Origin of the sequence: Selenobaculum gibii (assembly GCF_030273445.1) — a bacterium.
Classification (GTDB): domain Bacteria; phylum Bacillota; class Negativicutes; order ICN-92133; family ICN-92133; genus Selenobaculum; species Selenobaculum gibii.
Genome location: NZ_CP120678.1, coordinates 224139 through 244378 on the forward strand (window position 1 = coordinate 224139; position 20240 = coordinate 244378).

Annotated in this window: 19 protein-coding genes; 13 read left to right on the forward strand and 6 right to left on the reverse strand. The window is 36.9% G+C overall.

Features of this window, described 5'->3' with window-relative positions:
- Positions 1-55 precede the first annotated feature (55 nt).
- Entirely contained in the window at positions 56-616 is a 561-nt protein-coding gene (gene rnmV, locus P3F81_RS00960) for a ribonuclease M5 (protein WP_147667211.1), read from the forward strand.
- Entirely contained in the window at positions 613-1458 is an 846-nt protein-coding gene (rsmA, locus tag P3F81_RS00965; protein ID WP_147667209.1) for a 16S rRNA (adenine(1518)-N(6)/adenine(1519)-N(6))-dimethyltransferase RsmA, read from the forward strand. Before rnmV ends, rsmA begins: the two co-directional genes overlap by 4 nt.
- Before the next feature lie 214 nt (positions 1459-1672).
- Here rsmA and P3F81_RS00970 read toward each other — a convergent pair whose 3' ends face one another.
- On the reverse strand, positions 1673-1948 hold the full coding sequence (locus tag P3F81_RS00970) for a hypothetical protein (protein WP_147667207.1): 276 nt from the start codon (positions 1946-1948) through the stop codon (positions 1673-1675).
- A 423-nt stretch (positions 1949-2371) separates the two neighbouring features.
- On the opposite strand from P3F81_RS00970, the gene P3F81_RS00975 reads away from it, so the two are divergent.
- Entirely contained in the window at positions 2372-3229 is an 858-nt protein-coding gene (locus P3F81_RS00975) for an amidohydrolase family protein (RefSeq protein ID WP_147667205.1), read from the forward strand.
- 40 nt (positions 3230-3269) lie between these two features.
- On the opposite strand, the gene P3F81_RS00980 is transcribed toward P3F81_RS00975, so the two are convergent.
- Complete coding sequence (locus P3F81_RS00980; RefSeq protein ID WP_147667203.1) at positions 3270-3977, reverse strand: tetratricopeptide repeat protein; 708 nt, start codon at positions 3975-3977, stop codon at positions 3270-3272.
- Positions 3978-4192: 215 nt separating this feature from the next.
- Between P3F81_RS00980 and P3F81_RS00985 the strand changes: the two genes are divergently transcribed.
- A complete protein-coding gene (locus P3F81_RS00985; protein ID WP_147667201.1) occupies positions 4193-5572 on the forward strand; it encodes an NAD(P)-dependent oxidoreductase in 1380 nt (459 codons plus the stop codon).
- Between the two features lie 55 nt (positions 5573-5627).
- On the opposite strand, the gene P3F81_RS00990 is transcribed toward P3F81_RS00985, so the two are convergent.
- Positions 5628-6416, reverse strand: coding sequence for a glycosyltransferase family 2 protein (locus tag P3F81_RS00990; protein WP_147667199.1), 789 nt, complete (start codon positions 6414-6416; stop codon positions 5628-5630).
- Between the two features lie 144 nt (positions 6417-6560).
- Here P3F81_RS00990 and yabG point away from each other — a divergent pair, with 144 nt between their 5' ends.
- On the forward strand, positions 6561-7436 hold the full coding sequence (gene yabG, locus P3F81_RS00995) for a sporulation peptidase YabG (RefSeq protein WP_147667197.1): 876 nt from the start codon (positions 6561-6563) through the stop codon (positions 7434-7436).
- Between the two features lie 148 nt (positions 7437-7584).
- On the opposite strand, the gene P3F81_RS01000 is transcribed toward yabG, so the two are convergent.
- Complete coding sequence (locus tag P3F81_RS01000; RefSeq protein ID WP_147667195.1) at positions 7585-8043, reverse strand: low molecular weight protein-tyrosine-phosphatase; 459 nt, start codon at positions 8041-8043, stop codon at positions 7585-7587.
- A 199-nt stretch (positions 8044-8242) separates the two neighbouring features.
- On the opposite strand from P3F81_RS01000, the gene rarD reads away from it, so the two are divergent.
- Complete coding sequence (gene rarD, locus P3F81_RS01005; RefSeq protein WP_309320539.1) at positions 8243-9175, forward strand: EamA family transporter RarD; 933 nt, start codon at positions 8243-8245, stop codon at positions 9173-9175.
- A 115-nt stretch (positions 9176-9290) separates the two neighbouring features.
- Here the strand turns inward: rarD and P3F81_RS01010 are convergent, their stop codons facing one another.
- Positions 9291-9617, reverse strand: coding sequence for a universal stress protein (locus P3F81_RS01010; protein ID WP_147667193.1), 327 nt, complete (start codon positions 9615-9617; stop codon positions 9291-9293).
- 391 nt (positions 9618-10008) lie between these two features.
- On the opposite strand from P3F81_RS01010, the gene P3F81_RS01015 reads away from it, so the two are divergent.
- The 5 genes from P3F81_RS01015 (at position 10009) to P3F81_RS01035 (ending at position 16002) form a co-directional block, all read left to right on the forward strand.
- Positions 10009-10686, forward strand: coding sequence for a 4Fe-4S binding protein (locus P3F81_RS01015; RefSeq protein ID WP_147667190.1), 678 nt, complete (start codon positions 10009-10011; stop codon positions 10684-10686).
- 307 nt (positions 10687-10993) lie between these two features.
- Positions 10994-11824: a DUF3794 domain-containing protein gene (locus P3F81_RS01020; RefSeq protein WP_434064757.1), complete on the forward strand. Its 831-nt coding sequence runs from the start codon at positions 10994-10996 to the stop codon at positions 11822-11824.
- A gap of 30 nt (positions 11825-11854) precedes the next feature.
- Positions 11855-12811 carry an SPOCS domain-containing protein gene (locus P3F81_RS01025; RefSeq protein WP_309320540.1) on the forward strand — a complete coding sequence of 319 codons (957 nt, stop codon included), beginning with the start codon at positions 11855-11857 and terminating at the stop codon, positions 12809-12811.
- A gap of 159 nt (positions 12812-12970) precedes the next feature.
- Positions 12971-15094, forward strand: a complete 2124-nt coding sequence (locus P3F81_RS01030; protein WP_147667188.1) for a hybrid sensor histidine kinase/response regulator — start codon at positions 12971-12973, stop codon at positions 15092-15094.
- A 110-nt stretch (positions 15095-15204) separates the two neighbouring features.
- Positions 15205-16002, forward strand: a complete 798-nt coding sequence (locus P3F81_RS01035) for a HipA family kinase (RefSeq protein WP_147667186.1) — start codon at positions 15205-15207, stop codon at positions 16000-16002.
- Here the strand turns inward: P3F81_RS01035 and P3F81_RS01040 are convergent.
- The gene (locus P3F81_RS01040; RefSeq protein ID WP_147667184.1) at positions 15955-16323 is read right to left on the reverse strand and encodes a L,D-transpeptidase; all 369 of its coding nucleotides are present in this window, start codon (positions 16321-16323) and stop codon (positions 15955-15957) included. The two genes, P3F81_RS01035 and P3F81_RS01040, sit on opposite strands and share 48 nt — an antisense overlap.
- Positions 16324-16677: 354 nt before the next feature.
- Here P3F81_RS01040 and P3F81_RS01045 point away from each other — a divergent pair, with 354 nt between their 5' ends.
- Both P3F81_RS01045 and cphA read left to right on the forward strand, forming a co-directional pair.
- Entirely contained in the window at positions 16678-17487 is an 810-nt protein-coding gene (locus P3F81_RS01045; protein WP_147667182.1) for a cyanophycinase, read from the forward strand.
- A gap of 73 nt (positions 17488-17560) precedes the next feature.
- On the forward strand, positions 17561-20239 hold the full coding sequence (gene cphA, locus P3F81_RS01050; RefSeq protein ID WP_309320542.1) for a cyanophycin synthetase: 2679 nt from the start codon (positions 17561-17563) through the stop codon (positions 20237-20239).
- Position 20240: the final 1 nt, after the last annotated feature.

Sequence of the window (20240 nt, forward strand, 5' to 3'; positions counted from 1 at the left end):
TTCATAAAATCGCGGTATAATATAAATAATAATTTAAAATAAAGTAGGAATGAAAATGGTAAAAGAAGTGATTGTAGTAGAAGGCAAACAAGATGTAATTGCGGTGAATCGAGCGGTTGAGGCAGATTGTTTAATTACAGGCGGTTTTACGTTAAAACCTTCTATGATAGAAAATATTCGTCGTGCATATGAAAAACGTGGAATAATCATCCTTACGGATCCAGATGGGGCGGGGGAAAGGATTCGTAAGTATTTGAGTGAACGTTTTCCGGAGGCGAAGCATGCGTTTGTTCCTAAATGCGATGCGACAGCAAATGATGATGTGGGAATTGAGCAGGCGTCGCCGGAAGCAATAAAAAAAGCTTTGGATAAAGTGCGGTATTTAGAATGGACACCGACAAAGGCTTTTACAAGCCAAGATTTAGTGTTAAATGGCTTGAGCGGGAGTCCCTCCGCATCGATAAGGCGGGCAGATCTTGGTGCAATTTTAGGAATTGGATTCGCTAACGCTAAAACATTTTTAAATCGATTAAATCATTATGGAGTAACGAGAATGGAGTTTGAACAAGCAATACAAATATTAAAACAAAATGCAGAGGAGAATGTGACTGAATGATTCAGCCGATAATTGCAAAACGCGAGGTAACGCGTCATATTTTAAAAACATTTGATATTCATATGAGTAGAAAATTAGGACAGAACTTTCTTATTGATGAAGGGATTGTTCAGGGAATTGTGGCAGCAGCCGATATTCAAGAGGGGGAAACAGTTTTAGAGGTTGGCCCAGGTATTGGAACGCTTACGCAAGGATTAGCAGAGGCAAAAGCAAATGTGGTTGCTGTTGAATTAGATAGCCGATTGCCAGATGTTTTGGCAAAGACGTTAGAAGGATATGAGAATGTACGCATTGTGCATGGGGATATTTTAAAAGTAAACATTCGTGAAATCGTTAAAAGTGAGAGCTTTAAGGTCGTAGCTAATCTACCATATTATATTACGACACCAATTATTATGGCACTGTTAGAGCAACATTTACCGGTAAAAAAATTAGTTACAATGGTACAAAAGGAAGTAGCAGAGCGCATGGTGGCAAAGCCCGGGACAAAAGATTATGGTGCATTATCTGTTGCTGTACAATATTATACGGAGCCGAAAATTATTCTGGATGTTCCGCCAAAATCTTTTATCCCGTCACCGGCGGTGGATTCGGTGGTCATTTGTTGTGATGTGAGGGAAAAACCAGCTGTAGATGTTGTCAATGAAAAAATGTTTTTCCGTACGGTGAAAGCTGGTTTTTCACAGCGGCGCAAAACCTTAAATAATGCATTAAAGACAATGGGACTTGGTGTGGAAGTAGTAAAAAATGCACTAGAGGTATCTGGTATTGATGGAAATCGGCGCGGGGAAACATTGTCGCTTGAAGAGTTTGCTGCAATTGCAAATGCGATTAAAGGGTAAAAATAGGGCTGTTGCAGTAGCGAATATTTTTCGCGACTACAACAGCCCTTGCTTTTATTATCCAATATGAGTTAAACAAAGTATGGTTATTTATCATTGATAATATGTAGAGGAAGACATGGTTTTAGATATCATCCCATAATACCGTCGAGAATCATAACTAGGTTGATTCTATGACACTTATTTTTATGCGAAGAAAAGACTAGGAATAATCCTAGTCATGTTTGTGTTCTAAGTATTTAAAATATTCCTCAATGTGATCTATACCTGATTCCTCGTCGCACCAGTCAATCCATTTTTTTTCACATTCACTGTATTCCTCTAAGGTGGATGTGCTGGAGGAATTTTGGGGTAAATTGTTTTCATATTGAAATTTATCATATTCTGCTAATGTATCCATAATTTTTTTTGCTTCTTTCAAATTAGCGACATCAATAATAAATGGGTTACATGCTGTTGGTGGAACATGACATACTCTTAACTTTTTCATTGTAAACATCTCCTTATTAAATTCTTTTGGTTTTAATGATTTTCTATGCTAAACTGTGTTTCTATATGCTTCATTATCATTGTTTCGCCGTCGTTCCATATAATCCCTTTTTGCTTTGTATGGGTATTTTTCAAAATATACATTCAATAGACATAATAGTAGCAGAAGGCGAAAAAATCAGCCTAGCACCTCTATGAGAAAAAGAGCATATAACGTAGATGCAGTTTCAGAAATGTTAGATTTACCGTCGAGTATATTGTATGGTATGATTATAAATGGGAAAATCACTGTAATGAAAATCGGTAAACGTTAAAAATAAGTTGAAATACAGTTAGACGAACTTTTGAATAGGTTAGAGAGTAAACCTTTTTTAAGTAGCGGCAAAAGAATTGATACCTAATTTACAAGGAGGTAAATGTACGAATGAAAATTATTGATTCACATATCCATTTTTCAAATAGTGAGCATTTTGTAAACGCGGCGAAAAATTCTGAACATATAGTTACATTGGAACATTTAGAAATGATTTTTCAGCAAAGTAATATTGTATTGGGGATTGGAATGGGCGTCGATGGGAAAGACCCTGCAGACGGGATAAGTAAACCGCTCACGCTTGGAAAGGAAGGGTTACCTCCGTTTTTGGTACAATGTTTAGGGATAGATACAGCGGCAATTCGCAAGGAGACTTTGAATGATACGTTAGATGCTTTTGAGCGGATGCTGAATGAGAAAACTACAGTTGGCATTAAAGTATATGCAGGATATCAGCATTTTTATGTAAATGATGAAATTTATCATCCGTTTTATGAGATGGCAGAAGCCCATGACGTTCCGGTTGTTATTCATACAGGAGATACAGCGAATTCAAAAGCATTGCTTAAGTATGCGCATCCGCTTACTGTGGATGAAGTAGCAGTAAATTTTCCACGAGTTCGTTTTGTTATGGCGCATTATGGAAATCCGTGGATTGCTGATGCAACAGAAGTTGCGCGAAAAAATGAAAATGTCTATGTAGATTTATCGGGTCTTGCAGAAGGTATATTTAATGTGAATTGGTTTATGCAGCATTATGAAGATTATGTAAATCATATGAAGATGTGGATGACTTATTTGGGAAACTATGAGAAGTTTATCTATGGCTCTGATTGGCCGCTAGTATCAATGAAGGCTTATATTTCATTGATTTGGCGGATTATTCCGGTAGAGTATCATGAGCTGGTTTTTTGGAAAAATGCAGAATTGGTATTTTCACGGATAAAAGAAGTTCTCCCAAAAGAATAAAGTAGGATAAAAAGGACAGCGATTTAGATCGCTGTCCTTTTTATATATCCCAAGCAATAGAATCAAGTGGTGGTGTTGCTTTATCAATTTCGCTTAAAATCCAAGGTGCATTATCATGATCGGCGGAAAAAGCAACTTCAAGAGCTTCTTTATATTCTTCTTTTATTTCCATAAAGGATAAGGCTTTATGCATATAGTCTTTCATAATTAGAGCTGTAGAGCTATGTGCCGCAATTTGAGCTTTGAAGCGATATGCATGATATAGATAACTGTTTTGATGAACTGGAATAGATTCATATATTTCAATTTTTTCATCAGCTTCAGCTAAAGCTATATTTGTACGCTGCATTTGGTGAAGTGTAATCCAGCGATCTGCCCAAAGTTCACCACGCAGAACGTATTTATAAAGGAAATCCGTGCTTTCGGCTAATTCAATTGCTATATTGATATAGTAGAGTGCGTCATCCAGCTTATCTTTTTGTTCGCGCAAACAGGAACTTAAGCGTTGCAGCGCAAAAACTTTTTCTTCTACTGCTTCTCGGTTTTCCTCATCTACTTCCGCTTCGACAATAGACTTAAATAACTCTATCGCTGTTGCTTGCTTATCAAATTGGGGCATTGCTAAAAAATGAGCAAGCCTCGCTCTTGCGTGCCAGTTATCCATTCCGCCGTCAAATAGTGAATGTGGTGGATTTGCAGGACTGTCAATTACGAGATGAACGAGTTCATGAAATTCTTCATTTGTCATAAATAGATCAACTCCTATATTTTCGATTTATTTTTATATCATATAGAATAAATCTCGTTAAGTAAAGTTTAGTCAGTGATAAATAAGTTCATTTTTTAACTTATTGGGAAAAGATGTATTTTTATATAGAGAATGATATAATAAAAAGATAGTTTAAACGGCGATTAAGAATCATCGCAATGGATATGATAGTATTGGGAAGCGGGGAATATCGTATGGATAGTGATTTTTATTCAGATGAGATTATGGAAACACACGACCCAAGGGGATTTACATTAAGAGAAGCAATTCATGAAGCAAAACGTTGTCTAAACTGTGCAAAACCACTCTGTCGTACTGGATGTCCAATTGAAAATGAAATTCCTGAATTTATTAAGGAGTTAGCAAATGGAAATATTGGCGAGGCCAGCGCTGTAATCGCGAGGCGAAGTAATTTGCCAGCAGTGTGCGGAAGAGTTTGTCCACACGAAAAGCAATGTGAAGGTGCTTGCATATTAAATCGAAAAGGTGAAGGTATTAAGATTGGTAAGTTGGAACGTTTTATTGCAGACGTGGATGCAGATTTCGAGCTAACGCCACCACCTAAGCCTGTAGATACTAAAGGTAAAGTTGCGATTATTGGATCTGGACCAGCTGGGCTTACTGTTGCCGGTGATTTGGCGAAAAAAGGTTATAAGATTACAGTTTTTGATGCTCAAGAAGAGCCTGGTGGGGTTTTAATGTATGGAATCCCAGAATTCCGCTTGGCAAAGGAAGTAGTAAGGCGAGAAATAAAAAGAATTCGTAGATTAGGTGTAGAGTTTATTAATAACATTATGGTTGGGCAAGATTTGACGTTGCAAGATATTTTTGCACAAAATTTTGATGCAATATTCATTGCAACGGGAAATTCAGTTGCAAAATCGTTAGATATTGATGGAAAGAATCTTGTAGGCGTTTTAGAGGCAACTTATTTATTGCAAATGGTTTCTTTGGCTACACAAGGAAGCGTAGATCAAAGTGAGGTTCCGATAAAGTCCGGTGATGATGTTGTGATTATTGGAGCTGGTAATGTTGCGATGGATGCGGGGCGAAGTGCAATACGTGAAGGTGCTGCGAGTGTTACTGTAGTTTGTCGTGAAGCAGAAGATAAAGTGGCGGCACTAGAGTCTGAAGTAGAAGCCGCAAAAGCGGAAGGCGTAAAGTTTAGATCACTTCGCCAGCCAACGAAATTTTTAGGTTCAATTAAAGTACGTGGATTGCAATGTGAAATTTTGCATTTTGATGAAAATGCAAAATTAACTGGTACGGGTGTGCATGATTTCATTAAGGCGGATAAGATTGTGATTGCGATCGGTCAACGACCAGCTGCTCGGATTATATCAACGACGAAAGGGATTGAAGTAGATGAGGGGGGCTTTGTAAAAACTAGATCGCGCCCTTATGGAATGACAACGCTACATGGAGTTTTTTCTGGTGGTGACGTAGTGCACGGGCCGGCAACTGTAGTGAGGGCGATGAAGGATGCAAAAAAAGTAGCTATGGGAATTGCTCAATATGTAGAAGCAAAAAAGCTTATGCAGGAATGTGGTTTGAAAATAGAAAAAGATCGTTGATGAAAAAGTAAAATGACACAGGAAGAACAAGTTTGTTCCTCCTGTGTCATTTTACTTAAACGGGAGTTAAAAATTCATCAAGAATATCAAAACGGCGCTCAGCATGATAGCCAACATAGGATTTATTTTGCCATTGGCGGTTGCGTGGCTTTCCTTCGTAGACGGTAATTGCTTCTATACAATCACCTACGATTGTATCAATAATCTTGTTGGCGTGGACGGATCCTTTGACAGATGAACCAAGAATATAATGGGGGATTGTTGTGCCAATGGCTATTTTTAGATTGTGTATTTTTGCCAAGGATAGAGTGACTGGTGGAATTGCAAATTCTTGTAGAGATATTGTATTTAGTAGTTTTTTTGAAATGGCATGTGGACCATGTGCTGGATTGGATAATTGAATTTTATTTTCTAAATTTAATGTCTGATTTAGAAGAGAGCGCCATTTAAAAGTGGGATTGCATTTTTCAATATGTCTAGGCGGCAATGGATAGCAATTCGTTAATGCCATATCCACTTTATCTACTAAAACTGCATCGATTAGTTCTATTAAATTTTTCCCAAACGTGCCAACCATGTCACCATCAACAAAAACAACAACATCGCTTCCTAAGGATTGGGCGACTTTAGCACCAATAGATCGTGGAACATCGATGCCAAGAGGTTCATAAAAATAGATAAGTTGAAGCTTAGGAATTCTTAGCTGTAAAGATTGATAAACGGTAGAATCACGACAGCCGTTTGTAATGAGAATAATATGATCAATCGGCAGTAATGCCAGATTTTGCAATACTGTCATAATTCGCCCAGACTCATTTTTTGCTGGGACAATGGCACAAATCATAGTATTTCACCTCGTTAATCACAGTAACTGACTCGTAACAGTATATGGATACGTTAACTCAGTTGCTACAAATGGAAGAATATAAATGATGAGTACCAAAGATTCGCCCTTTGCATAGAATGTAGTAACGAGGGGGTGCGGAGTGTGGCGGTAATAAATGTGGGGGATTTAGTTGTTAGAAAATCGCATGATAAAGATATTATTTTTAAAGTAATAGATATTAATCGTGATGAAAATGATAAAGATAAATGTGTACTAAAAGGCATGCATATGCGTCTGGTTGCCGATGCACCGATTCATGATTTAGAACAAATTAGTGCAGAAAATCTGCGTAATGAAGTTGTAAATATGGAAAAAATTCAGCAATCAGGATTAGAAAGAGCTTTTGATAGAAGAAAAGGCGAGAGAAGAAAAAATTCTCTTTTCCGCGGATCAGAGAAAAAAGTAAGTTTTTTTGAGATTCCGGGGCGAGTATTGCATATCGATGGCGATGAGGAATACTTAAGGATGTGTTTAAAAACTTATAAACAATTAAATATGGAAGCTGTCGGAAAGTGTATTGAAGAAGTAAAGCAACCATTGCATATTGCTAAATTGGTGGAGCAATACCGCCCCGATATTTTAGTTTTAACTGGCCATGATGCCTTGATTGGTGGAGGGAAAAAGGATTTAAAAGATATTAAAAATTATCGGCATTCAGCATACTTTGTAGAATCGGTAAAGCAAGCGCGAATGGTAGAACCAAATCGTGATGATTTAGTTATTTTTGCTGGCGCGTGTCAATCGCATTTTGAGGCAATTTTAGCCGCAGGCGCGAATTTTGCTTCATCCCCGATTCGCATTTTCATCCATGCATATGATCCAGTATTCATTGCTGAGAAAGTAGCATTTACACCAATTAATCGAACGGTGGATGTTTGTGATGCAATTACAGCTTCAGTAACAGGAGTGCAAGGTGTAGGCGGAATTGAAACGAGAGGGAAATTTAGGCTAGGTTTGCCGAAAACCCCATACGGTTAAAAATACGGCTTAAAATAGTTAAACGGACTATTTTAAGCCGTATTTTATCTTGTATATAATTCGCTTGTAAAATTTCAAAACGGTTATGTTCTAAATAAGAACGGCTAGGCTTTAGAGTAACTTAAACTTTTATATTGAGATTAATTGCTTACTTTAATTGGCGAAGCTGATCAAGTAGAGATTGACATCCACATAAAACATCTTCATAGGTGCGGTCAAAATTTCCAGTGTACCATGGATCGGCGATACTACGCTCTTCTCTTGCAAAAGAAAGTAATAAATGAACCTTATTCTGGACATCTTTTCCGATAATTCGTTCAAGATTTTTTAAGTTTTGCTGATCCATAACAATAAGGTAATCGTACATAGCATAATCTTTTTTTGTCACTTGCACTGCTTGTCTAGATGAAAAATGAATTTGCATTTGACGAAGTTTTTTCTGTGTGCCGATATGAATATCGTTGCCGATTTCTTCTCGGCTAGTTGCTGATGACACAATAAAAAAATCTTTTTCGCAGCCTGCCTTTTTTACTAAGTCCTTCATCACGAATTCTGCCATTGGAGAACGGCAAATATTCCCATGACAGATAAACATTATTTTTTTCATTTTGTTCCCCCTAAAAAAGTTCCTATAGATAAGTCATAGACTATATAAATGTGACTTCATTATAACATAAGTGAAATGCGGAGTGTGTAGTCATAGCTCAGATGGTTGTATAGGAATTTATGAAAAGATGAATAACGTTTACTAATTTATTATGGTATAATAAAAAATCTAAAACAAAGTAATATTTGGGGGATGTAAGGTGCAGGAAGAAAAAAATAGACAAATAGGAATGGCAGCAGCCATTGGAGCTTGCTTTATGTGGGGAATATTGCCTATATATTGGAAGCTGTTACAGGATGCTTCTGCTTATGAAATTTTGGCGCATCGAATTTGTTGGTCGTTTATTTTTATGTTAGCAGTTATTTTTCTTTTTCGCAGAGGCAAGAAATTTGTCATGGATTGTAAAGAGATTTGGAAAGATAAAAAGCGGAAACAGTTATTACTAAGTGCTTCTTTACTGATTAGTGTAAATTGGCTGACTTATATTTGGGCAGTGAATCACGATCATGTTATTGAAACAAGTATAGGTTATTATATCACTCCCTTGATGAGTGTTCTATTGGGAATGGTTATATTTCATGAGAAGCTGGTTCTGGGGAAAAAAATTAGTATCGTTTTAGCTTTTATTGGGATTGTGATTATGACGTGGCAGTTTGGACAAGTACCCTGGATCTCTGTGATCTTGGCAATGTCTTTTGCAACTTATGGGGCATTAAAAAAGAAAATGATGATTGATCCAATTACGAGTATTACGTTGGAAACCTTATTGGTAATGCCCCTAGCCTTAGTTTATATAGGGTATCTTTGGTTGAGTGGTGCAAGTCATTTTGGTAGTATGAATTGGACACTTACTTTATTCTTAATTGGTGCTGGGATTGTAACGGCAACACCGTTAATTCTTTTTTCACAGGGGGCAAATCTTTTACCTCTAAATGTCTTGGGCTTCTTACAATACATTGGCCCGACAATTACACTTTTCCTCGGGGTGTTTTTATTTAAAGAGGTTTTTAACTGGACACATATGATTGCATTTAGCTTTATTTGGGCGGCTTTAGTGATTTTTTCGCTTTCGGAACGTTTTGCGATACCTCAGAGTAAGCAAAAAGGGAAGACTGTAGTTGTCCAAGAGTAAGTATGGTGATATAAAACTTTAAATGTGAAATTATTTTATCATAAGAAAATAGTTAGAATTTAAATACAAAACGCGACGAATTGTACTTTTTAACACAATTCGTCGCGTTTTTATTTTAAGTAGAAATAGAGGTGAGATATCTATTGTAATGGATAACGTCCTGGCTGACGCTTCCAAGCAATGCGCTTTGTATACTGCCTAATCCGCGCGTTCCCATGATAATTAAATCAACATTGTTTTTCTTTGCAAAGTTAACAATTGTTGTAGATGGAGTTCCTTCTTCTAAATATGTTTTCGCATCAATTCCGCTAGGAACTTTTTCTTTGGCATTTTTAAGGATGTTTTCTCCCATGTGATGATGTGATTTTAAAATTTCATTTAGTAAATAAGAATCTACAGAGATCTTTTGAATATTTGTAATATATAAAAAGAAAAGTTTGATTGATTTTAAGCTAGGCCAATTGCCTGCTCAAGCGCGTTTATTGAGTGTGCGGAGGCATCAATTGGGACGAGAATATGTTGTATTTTTTTCATGGTAAGACTTCCTTCCTGTAAAATTTACGGATGTTTTGTTTACAGTTATAGAGTACTCTTTTGCAGAATATAAGTAAAATTGTTTTATTTAATCAAAAGAATAGGCAGTTGCTTATATCAATTTCGTCTACTCTATCGCGGGCAATTATAAGGAATTTTATGAAGGGAAAACAGAGTTATTTTCTCGTGATGAAAATAACTATTAAATTTAAGATTGCGTGGTTTAGTGATTTAATCACAGTAATCTGTCAATGATTTTGATAGGATAATGCAGAAGATTATTTTAAGGATGAGTGAGTATGTATAAAATTTTATTGATATTTTTAGCGGTTGGATATTTTTATCCAATCGTTGGATTCTTAGCGTTGTTTTGTATGGTGGGGCCAGTTATCATGGCGGTTAAGCGCGGGCGTTATTGGTGCGGGCATTATTGCCCGAGGGGGAACTTTTATGATGAATGGATCGGAAAGTTTTCACATGCCCGGAGCATTCCTGCTATATTTCGTAGACAATGGTTTCGCATGTTTATGGTAATTTTTATCTTTATGGTATTTGGTATTCAGATGGATAATGCGTGGGGCGATTTAGCTCAAATGGGCGCAGTTTTTTGGCGAATTGTTTTTGTTACAACCGTTGTTGGGATTTTCTTGGGAATCATTTACCGCCCTAGAACATGGTGTAGCTTTTGTCCAATGGGAACTTTGTCTTACTGGGTTTCACCGAAAAAGAAAACAAAGTCAAATGCTTTTGAAAAGATTTTTGTTAGTGATGAGTGTGTGGAGTGTAAAGTTTGTACGAATGAATGCCCATTGGAAATTAAGGTTTATCAAGCAAAAGGCGATCGTGATGGATTGAAAAATCGAGATTGTTTAAAATGTGGACGTTGTATAGCAAAATGCCCGAAGCAGGCAATAAATTTTGCAAGAGAAAATAAAAATGCGCTTGACTCCGTATGTAACAAATCTTTTATTGGGTGAATATAAATAAGAAGAGATAAACATGGCTGTTTCAGTAGCAGTTTTAACCCCTACTGAAACCAGACACGTAATCCAGGGGCTTAAGAGGTCTTTACTTCCGCCTAAATAGGCGGGGGTATTATAAGCAGAGAAGCAAAATCTTTGATTTTGTGTGAATCGCTTATTTCGATAGATGACCCCGTTCGTCGTCGGATAAAAAGATGATGTAAGTATTGGAAAAATTTTTCTTGTACGAACATCATTTTTTTCACATAATTTTAGCTTTTCACATATATATAAATAGAAAAGCTAAAAGGGGTGAAGCTGAGTGAACGATGAAAAAAAACGCCATTATATGCCGGATTCTTTAATAGATGCTACCAGAGCAGGTGCACAAACAATTGTAGTTCGGCAGGTACTTGGTGAAAAAGAGAAACAAAAAGCAATGGATATTCGTATTTGGTTGCCAGAAGGAAAGCCGGCAGTTGAACAGATTGTTGATGTTTTTGTAAAGAATGTTGAAGTAAATGCTGTTGATGTAATTACGAATAAGGTTATTGTAAGAGGGGAGTATGAGGTAAAGGCAATTTATGTTGCTAACTTACCAGATAAACCTGTGCATGCAGTAGAACTCAAACACTGTAAATGGACGGTTGATCTTGATATTCCAGGGGCAAGAAAGGGTATGGATGCAGATGCAAATGTTGTTGTAGAATTTGTAGATTATGATGTGCCAATGATGACGCGTGCGTATAAATATAAATATCATGGTTGTGACGATAGTTGTGCAGATAGTTGCTGCAAAGATAGCTGTGATTCACTATGCATGCCGTTAAAACCACCTCATAAACCAAAACCACCTTGTGACCATATGTGCAAGCCGCCAAAACCGCCGATGAATCCGTGCCCGTCAATGAATCCATGTCCGTCAATGAATCCGTGTCCGCCAATGAATCCATGCCAACCACCAAAACCACCATGTGTGGATCCTTGTCAAGTGAAAGTTCCATTCCCAGGTCCATCCACTGAAATGTCTTGTCGTGAGTTTGATGTATCGGTAGTACTTAAAGTGGTAGCAAAAGTTATTGTGGATCGCGAAGTTCAAATTAATGCGGGAACTGTACCGCAACCAGAATTACCAAATAAACCAAAAGGATAAGATTGGCTTATGGAGAAAGGAGGGGGAAAAATGGACGATAATATTAGGCAGGGGCAAGGGTCAACAACTACGGCTACTTTTGCTACGGCTGTAGGGGTAATGACGTCGCAGACTGGCGAAACTATGGGTGAAAATGTTGAGCAAGGCGGGATGGAAAAAATAGAAGTAGAACAGGTGCTTGCAGCAGAAATGCGTCAAAAAGTAGTGGAAGGCGATATGATCGTGCCAAGTCAGAAACCTGATATTCATCAGGTTGTTGATGTGTATGTAAAAGACGTAAAAATCAGCAGTATTGATGTAATATGCAATAAAGTTATTGTACGAGGTGAGTTGGAAGTGAAAGTCATGTATGTGGCGGATCTTCCAAACGAACCAGTGCATGCTTTTGAGAAAAAGCATATTAAATTTACTCGTGATATTGATGTTGAAGGTGCAATGCCGGGAATGCAGGCCACTGCAGACTGTAATGTGGAATATATTGATTATGATTTTAACGAATGTGAACCGCGTAAAGTTCATGTGACACTTGTTTTGAAATTCTGGACGCGAGTAACAACGGTTACGCAAATGGATGTAAAGGTGCTATCATCTTTAGACGAAGATTGCACAACTACGAGTACGAGTGCTTCAATGAGTGCGAGTAATATGGCGTCAGCCGCTGATTTAGCGCAATCGAGCAGTACTGCAAATCAAAGTGCGGGTAGTGAATGTTGTCAGATGCAGCCTCCATTGCCTCCATTTGTACAAAATGTAGAACCAATTCAGCCAGAAGCAGGAACATCGCAATCTGTAAGTGGAATGGAAGGAACGGTTACCGCAAATCGGGTAAATCTACGTACGGGTCCGGGGACAAATTATCCATCCATTAAGAAGCTTAATAAAGGTGATGAGTTAAAGGTAAAAGAACAGGCTTTTGGATGGTACAAAGTTGTGATGGATGGTGGAGAGACTACAGGTTGGATTGCGAGCTGGTTTGTGAATGTATAAATAAAGCCGGCTTGGTAAGAAAAATAGGGGGCATCAGACTCTGGATAAATCGGAAGCAGGTGTTGTAAAATTTTATTTTACAACACCTGCTTATTATTTTCAGTATGAAATATACGTGGTAAAATAAGAAAAAGAAATTTGTAGTATTGGAGAAATACGATGGCCGTAACGAAACGCAGACGAGTAGAATATATTGCTGTGATAAGTGGTATTTTAGTTGCAATGCTATTGATGGGCTCATTTTTTATAAAAAGTATCCAAAACTTATTGCTAGATGAAATCGAGGAATCTTTAACGGAGGTAGCAGAGCATAGTGCAGTTGCAGTTGATAATAAAATGACTGGACGATTAGAGATTTTAAGATCGATTTCAGATTTTGAGATTAACAAAGATTCAAAGATGAATTTGAATCAAAAAATTGCTGAGATTACGCAGGAATTTGGTAATGCTGGATTTGTTCACATCGGTATTAGTGATGAAGATGGAAATGCGGTTTTAGATGACGGTCGAATGGATTATATTGGAAATCAGGTATATTTTCAAAGAGCGAAAGATGGTAAATCAAATATTTCTGATAGTATCGTGGATAACTTTGGCGAAGAAAAAAATATTGTAGTTTTTGCTTCGCCAATATATGAAGATGACAAATTTGCAGGCGTTGTTTTTGGCACGGATAAAACGGAAAAATTAATTGATTTAGTTATGGATATCTATAATGGAGAAAATAGGGAAACTTTAATTTTAGAGAAAAATGGAATGATTATTGCTAATGATAGTGAAAAAATAAAAAATAATATGAATTTCTTTATGGAAATATATGAAAAAACGGATCGTGAGCAATATGAAAAGCTTTATGATTTAATTCATTCTGGAAAGGCCGGTTCGGGAGAATATGTTGTAAGTGAAATAGATAAAATAACTGGAATTGCACCAATCAAAAATACGAATGGGTGGTGTATTTTGATTATTTCGCCAGTTGAAAAGGTGATGCAAAAGGCAAATAAAGTACTCCTTATGACAACTGCTGTAGGGTTTGCCTTAATTTTGTTTGTAATACTTGCGATTACTTATTTTTATTTTTTTAATAAACGTTATATGGAAGAAAAATATTTTGCGAGTATTGCAAAAAAACGATTAAAAGAGTCTAATTCTCAATTGAAAGTTAAGGATGAATTTATTGCAAATTTTTCACACGAAATTCGAACGCCGATGAATGTAATTGTAGGGATGACATATTTCTTAAAGAAAACGGAATTGACAAGGGAACAGAGCAATTATATTCAAAAGATAGAAATCTCCACGACGCTATTACTGGGAATTATCAATGATATCTTAGATCTATCAAAGATACGTGAGGGTAAATTAAAATTACATAAGCAAAAGTTTACCATTCGTGAAGTAGTCCAAATGATAGATGATATCTTTTCTTCTCGTATACATGCGAAAAATTTGGAATGGAAGATTGTAAATCATATCGAAGAAGATATGGACGTTTTGGGGGACAAGCAGCGGTTACTGCAGATTATTGTGAATATTGTAAATAATGCATATAAGTTTACAGAGGTAGGAAGTATTGAACTCTCAGTGAAAAAGTTATCGGAAAATTCTACGGATATTGAGTTTTTATTTAGTATAAAAGATACGGGAATTGGGATTGCGCAGGACAATAAGCGCAGGTTATTTCTTCCTTTTGAGCAAGTAGAAGAAGCAATGACCAAGGCATATGAAGGAACGGGATTAGGTCTTAGTATTTGCAACTGTTTTGTTAAACTTATGAACGGAAATATTTGGGTGGAAAGTGAGTTGGGAAGTGGTTCTGACTTTAGATTTACGGTTAGATTAGAAAAGATGAAAAATAGGGAAGAGCTGGATTGTGAAACTCATTCAGAGATTTTAGTCAAAGAACCGAAGCCAGCACATGTCTTATTGGTAGAGGATAATGATATTAATGCGGAAATTGCAGGGATGTTACTTGCTGAGTTAGGAATTCAATATGAATGGGCGAAAGATGGTCAGCAAGCAATTGAAATGTGTAAAAATCATGAAGTGGATTATTATGATTTGATTTTAATGGATATTCATATGCCTAAAATGAATGGATATGATGCTGCCCAGTATATTCGTGAGAAATTAAAAGGAAGCTATCCAATTGTTGCATTGACGGCAACGCTTATAGATCATGAGTTGGTGAAGAAAGGTAAAGGAATTGATGGCTGTCTTTTAAAGCCATTTAGTGCGGTTGAATTTAAAAAGATGGTTTTGAGGTATATTGAAAAACAATAAAAGGATAAAACAGCGCCTAGGCTAGATAAAGCTTAGGCGCTGTTTTTGTGTGATGAATTTTTCTTTTTTTTCATATAGTGTTAGGAAGGCAGTTGAGGGGGGGAATGCAGATGCTAAAAGCAGATATGTATATGGGGCGGGTTGGTGTAGGTGTTACATCTCCCAGCTTAATAAAAGCGGATGATGGATATATTTATGTTGTAAAAATGAAAAATAATCGCTTGGGAACGAAAGTGTTAGTGAATGAATATATTGCAGCATGGATGGGGAAGAAGTTAAATTTACCTTTTCCTTTTAGTGATTGTATAGAGTTAAGCGATGAGTTTATTTCGCAAAATCGGCGGTTGCATATAAAAATGAAAGCTGGCATTCATTTTGCCAGTCGGTATTTAAAAAAAACAAAATATGTGCATTATTATCATATGCCATACGTAATCAATAAACCGGAATTTGCTGGAGTGATTTTATTTGACCATTTTATGCTAAATGAGGATAGAACATTGAATGGAAAAAATATTTTGATTTCTAAGGTAGAAGCTGGCTATCAAATGTATGCGATCGACAATTCACATTTGTTTGGCAGCGGCAGATGGTTGACAGAAAAATTACCGACTTTAGTCCATCAATTTAAACTGAATAAGAGGCGGGCGTTCGGTTCATTATTAAAACACGATTTAAAAAAAGAGGATTTTACAGAATATATGAACAAAATTAAATTGATAAAAGATGAAGAAATTGAAGAATTTATCTGCAAAATTCCGGAGGAGTGGGGGATGCAGGAAAAAGATAAAGCGGCAATTGGTCACTTTATCAAATGCCGCAGAGATATAGTTGAAGACATCACGGGAAAAATTATTGCATCAATCCCGAATGTACACGGGAGTACCGAGCTCAATGAACTCAAATAATTGTTCTACGTTATGGTTGTGCATTCTTATGCAGCCATTAGAAACCATTTTGCCGATTAACCAAGGTTGATTGGTGCCATGTATACCATAGGCATCATAATTTAGCCCCATCCAACGAGTGCCTAAATTTCCGCCGGGATTTGTAATTTTATTTGCAATAAGGTAGTTGCCAACAGGAGTCTGTGTAGATGGTTTACCTATTGCAATTGGATATTGAAGAATTTGTGAATTATTACTATAGAGCGTCAATGTACGCTCATTTTTTATGATAATAATTTTTGGATTTTTTGCAATTCTTGATGCGACCTTTTTTTTTGCCATATGAATCGCTCCTTTTGGTTTTAATATATCTTATGATAACAAATAGATGAATGTGTTTTTGAAAATAAATGTATATAAAGCGTGCTTTCTTGGAAAATACTATAGAAGATGAAGTTTAATCCAATGGTTAACCGTATTTTTACTTTTTCGTTATTAAAATAAAGTAGAGATACCGTGAGCTCTTGGATTATATGAATAGAACCGGGGTTATCCAATGTTTGATGTGTTTTAGTATTTCGTTTTTTGAAGATGTAAGAGTGTGTAAAGTTTTGGATTCTTCGTCAGTTTCAGTAGCTGTTAAACTTCTTACTGAAACAACTTTGTTTATTCTAAGGTATGGATTCGGAGGATATTATGCATAGTAAAAATGAAGGAGTATTGCTAATTATTGGCGGTAATGAAGACAAAGCTGGCGATTGTACTATTTTAAAAAAGTTTGTTGAGCTTGCAGGAGAAAGGAAGGCTAGAATCGCTATCTTAACTACTGCCACGGAACTGCCAGAAGAAGTTGGCCGTGAATATCAAACGATTTTTAATCAACTTGGCGCTGAGCAGGTGGATATCATTCATATTGCTGATCGTTTGCAAGCAAGTGAAAAGCAAATCGGACATTCATTTGCAGAATATACGGGGATATTTTTCACAGGTGGAGATCAACTGCGTTTAACGAGCATTCTCGGCGGATCAACTGTAAATCAAGAAATTGTTGCTGGCTTTAAACGGGGGGCTGTGATCGCGGGAACTAGTGCTGGGGCATCGGTGATGAGTCAGATTATGATTGTTGGCGGAGATTCGAGTGAAACGCCGAAAAAATCATCGATTTCATTAGCCCAAGGAATGGGGCTTTTGGAGTGTGTAGTCATTGATCAGCATTTTGCTCAGAGGGGAAGAATTAATCGTTTGCTTGCAATCGTTGCACAAAATCCCAATGTTTTAGGGATTGGTATTGATGAAGATACTGCACTTTTAGTTAAAGGAAATAAATGCAGTGTGATTGGATCACAGACGGTGACAATTGTTGATGGCAGAGCAATTCTTCATTCGAATATTTCAGAATCCAGTCGATTTGAAGCGTTGGCAATTACAAATGTGAAATTGCACATATTACCATATGGATTCGGGTTTGACCTTTGTACCCGAATTCCTTATGAGAAAGATAGATAAGGCTGCCGTTATTGGTTTTGCCATACTACCTAAGAATTTGGAGAATGTTTTAAACAATTTTAGGAGGATTATTGTGAAAATCGTTGAGATAAAAGCGTTAACAGGGCCTAATGTATTTAGCCATCATCCAGTTTTATGGTGTAAAGTTGATTTAGGTAAATTTACAGATGTATCAAGCTGCCAGATTGATGGTTTTAATGAGCGATTATTGGAGTTTTTACCCAATCTAAATGACCATCAATGTGCATTAGGGGAAAAAGGCGGATTTGTAAAACGCTTATATGAAGGTACTTATTTAGCACATATTTTTGAACATATTGTATTAGAGTTGCAAAATGAGTGCGGAGACGATGTCTCTTATGGTAAGGCGCGTGTAACGAAGCAGGATAATATCTATGACGTGATTGTGGCGTTTTATTATGAAAGCGTAGCAAGACGTTGTGCGAAGATTGGTGAAGAGCTGTTAAATGCTGTAATTTTCAAACAACCGTATGATTTGAAAACGAAATTGTTAAAAGTGCAAAAGGTCTGGCAGGCAGTGCAGTTAGGACCTAGCGCGCAAACGATTTATCAGGCAGCAAAGCAAAGAAATATTCCGGTGCAAAGGTTTTTTGAAGAGGATTTATTAGAGCTAGGGCAAGGGATTCATCGGCAGAAAGTCTGGTCGACAGTTACAGAAAAAACGAGCCTTGTCGCTGCTGATTTAGTATCAAATAAATATTTAACGACACAACTTCTTTCTAGGCATAATGTCCCTGTACCTAGAAATGAAATCGTTGAGCGAGAAGAAGAAGCAGTGAAAGCATTTCATCATTTTGGAGGAAAAGTTGTAGTTAAACCTCTTACTGGAAGTCATGGACGCGGGGTTACAGTAGAAGTAGAAAATGAAAAAGATATTAGGGAAGCTTTTCGTATTGCGGCCGCTTATGATGAATATGTATTGATTGAAGAATATATCGTAGGCAGGCAATATCGTATTTGTGTTGTAGATGGAAAGATGGTAGCTGCGTCAGAAAGGATTCCTGCTTATGTGATTGGTGATGGAAAACATACGGTAGAGGAACTTGTCAGAATTATCAACAGCAATCCATTACGTGGTGATGGACATGATAAACCATTAAGCAAAATTGTGATTGATGATGTGGCATTAGCAGTATTGGAAAAACAAAAATTAACACCCCACTTAGTTCCAGAAGCAAAGCGTGTTGTTCAAATTCGAGCTACTGCAAATTTAAGTACAGGAGGAACTGCTGTCGATGTTACGAAGGGAGTTCATGAAGAGACTGCAAAACTTGCAGAGTATGCAGCACAGATTGTCGGATTAGATATTGCAGGATTTGATATTATTGCAAAAGATATTACAAAGCCTTTAGTAAGTGGCAATGGTGCGTTTATTGAAGTGAATGCAGCGCCGGGAATTCGTATGCATCATTATCCAAGTGCTGGACAACCTCAAGATGTAGGTGGTGCAATCGTTGAATATCTTTATCCATATGAACAAACGGGAAGAATTCCGATTACTGCAATCACGGGAACGAATGGAAAGACAACAGTTACGCGTATGCTTAGTAGTATTTATCAACAGGCGGGGTTTGCAGTTGGTATGTCAAATACAGAGGGGATTTTTCTTAATAATGAATGTATGTTTAAAGGGGATTGTAGTGGACCTGACAGTGCGAAAATGATTTTAGCAAACAAAAAAGTTTCCGCTGCGGTATTAGAAACTGCCAGAGGTGGCATTGTGCGGGCAGGGCTTGGGTTTGATCGTTGTGACGTTGGAATTATTACAAATATTAGTGAAGATCATTTGGGACAGGATGGAATAGAAAGCTTAGAGGATTTGGCATATATTAAATCGCTTATCTTGGAAATGGTGGACAAAAATGGTGCAGCAATTATCAATGCGGATGATACATTTGCCGAGTATTTTACATCTAGGGTGTGTGCCCCTATTGTATATACAAGCATACAAGCGGAAAATAAATGGATAAAACGGCATTTAGGGATTGGTGGCAAATGTGTCTTTATCAAAGATGACAAAATTTATGCAGCACATGGGGATAAGATGAAAGAATTAGTTGCAATTAGTGATATCCCCGTTACTATGTATGGAAAAGCGTTGCACAATGTACAGAATGCTTTAATTGCAGCAGCGGCAGCTCATGCATATGGAATTAATGATCAATATATTAGAAAAGGGCTAAGAAACTTTGCGCAAAATAATGGAAGATTAATGGTTATCCAGATTCGTGATTTTTCTGTCTGTGTAGATTATGGCCATAATATGGACGGATATAAAGCACTGATTGCTACTGCGCGTAAATTGGGCAAAGGTAGAATCATCGGTGTAATTGCGGCTCCTGGCGATCGGCAAGATAACAGCATTGTGGAATTGGGTAGAGTTGCAGGACTTGGATTTGATGAAATATATATCAAAGAAGATAGTGATTTAAGAGGTAGAAACCGTGGTGAGACAGCAGAACTTTTAAAAAAAGGTGTAATAGCTGCAGGCGTTGCAGCAGAAAAAATCAAGGTGATTTTAGATGAGCGTCAAGCTGTAGAATTAGCGTTAAACCATGCGCAAAAAGATGATTTTATCGTTGTATTCTATGAATTATACGATGTAGTGATGAGGACGGTTATGCAAATGAAAAAACGATTTGAAGAAGAAAAAGAATCAAAAATAGAAGGGAAATATGAAGTTTTAGCAATAGAGAAAGAGAAACATAATGTAAAAAGGAGAACGATTTAAA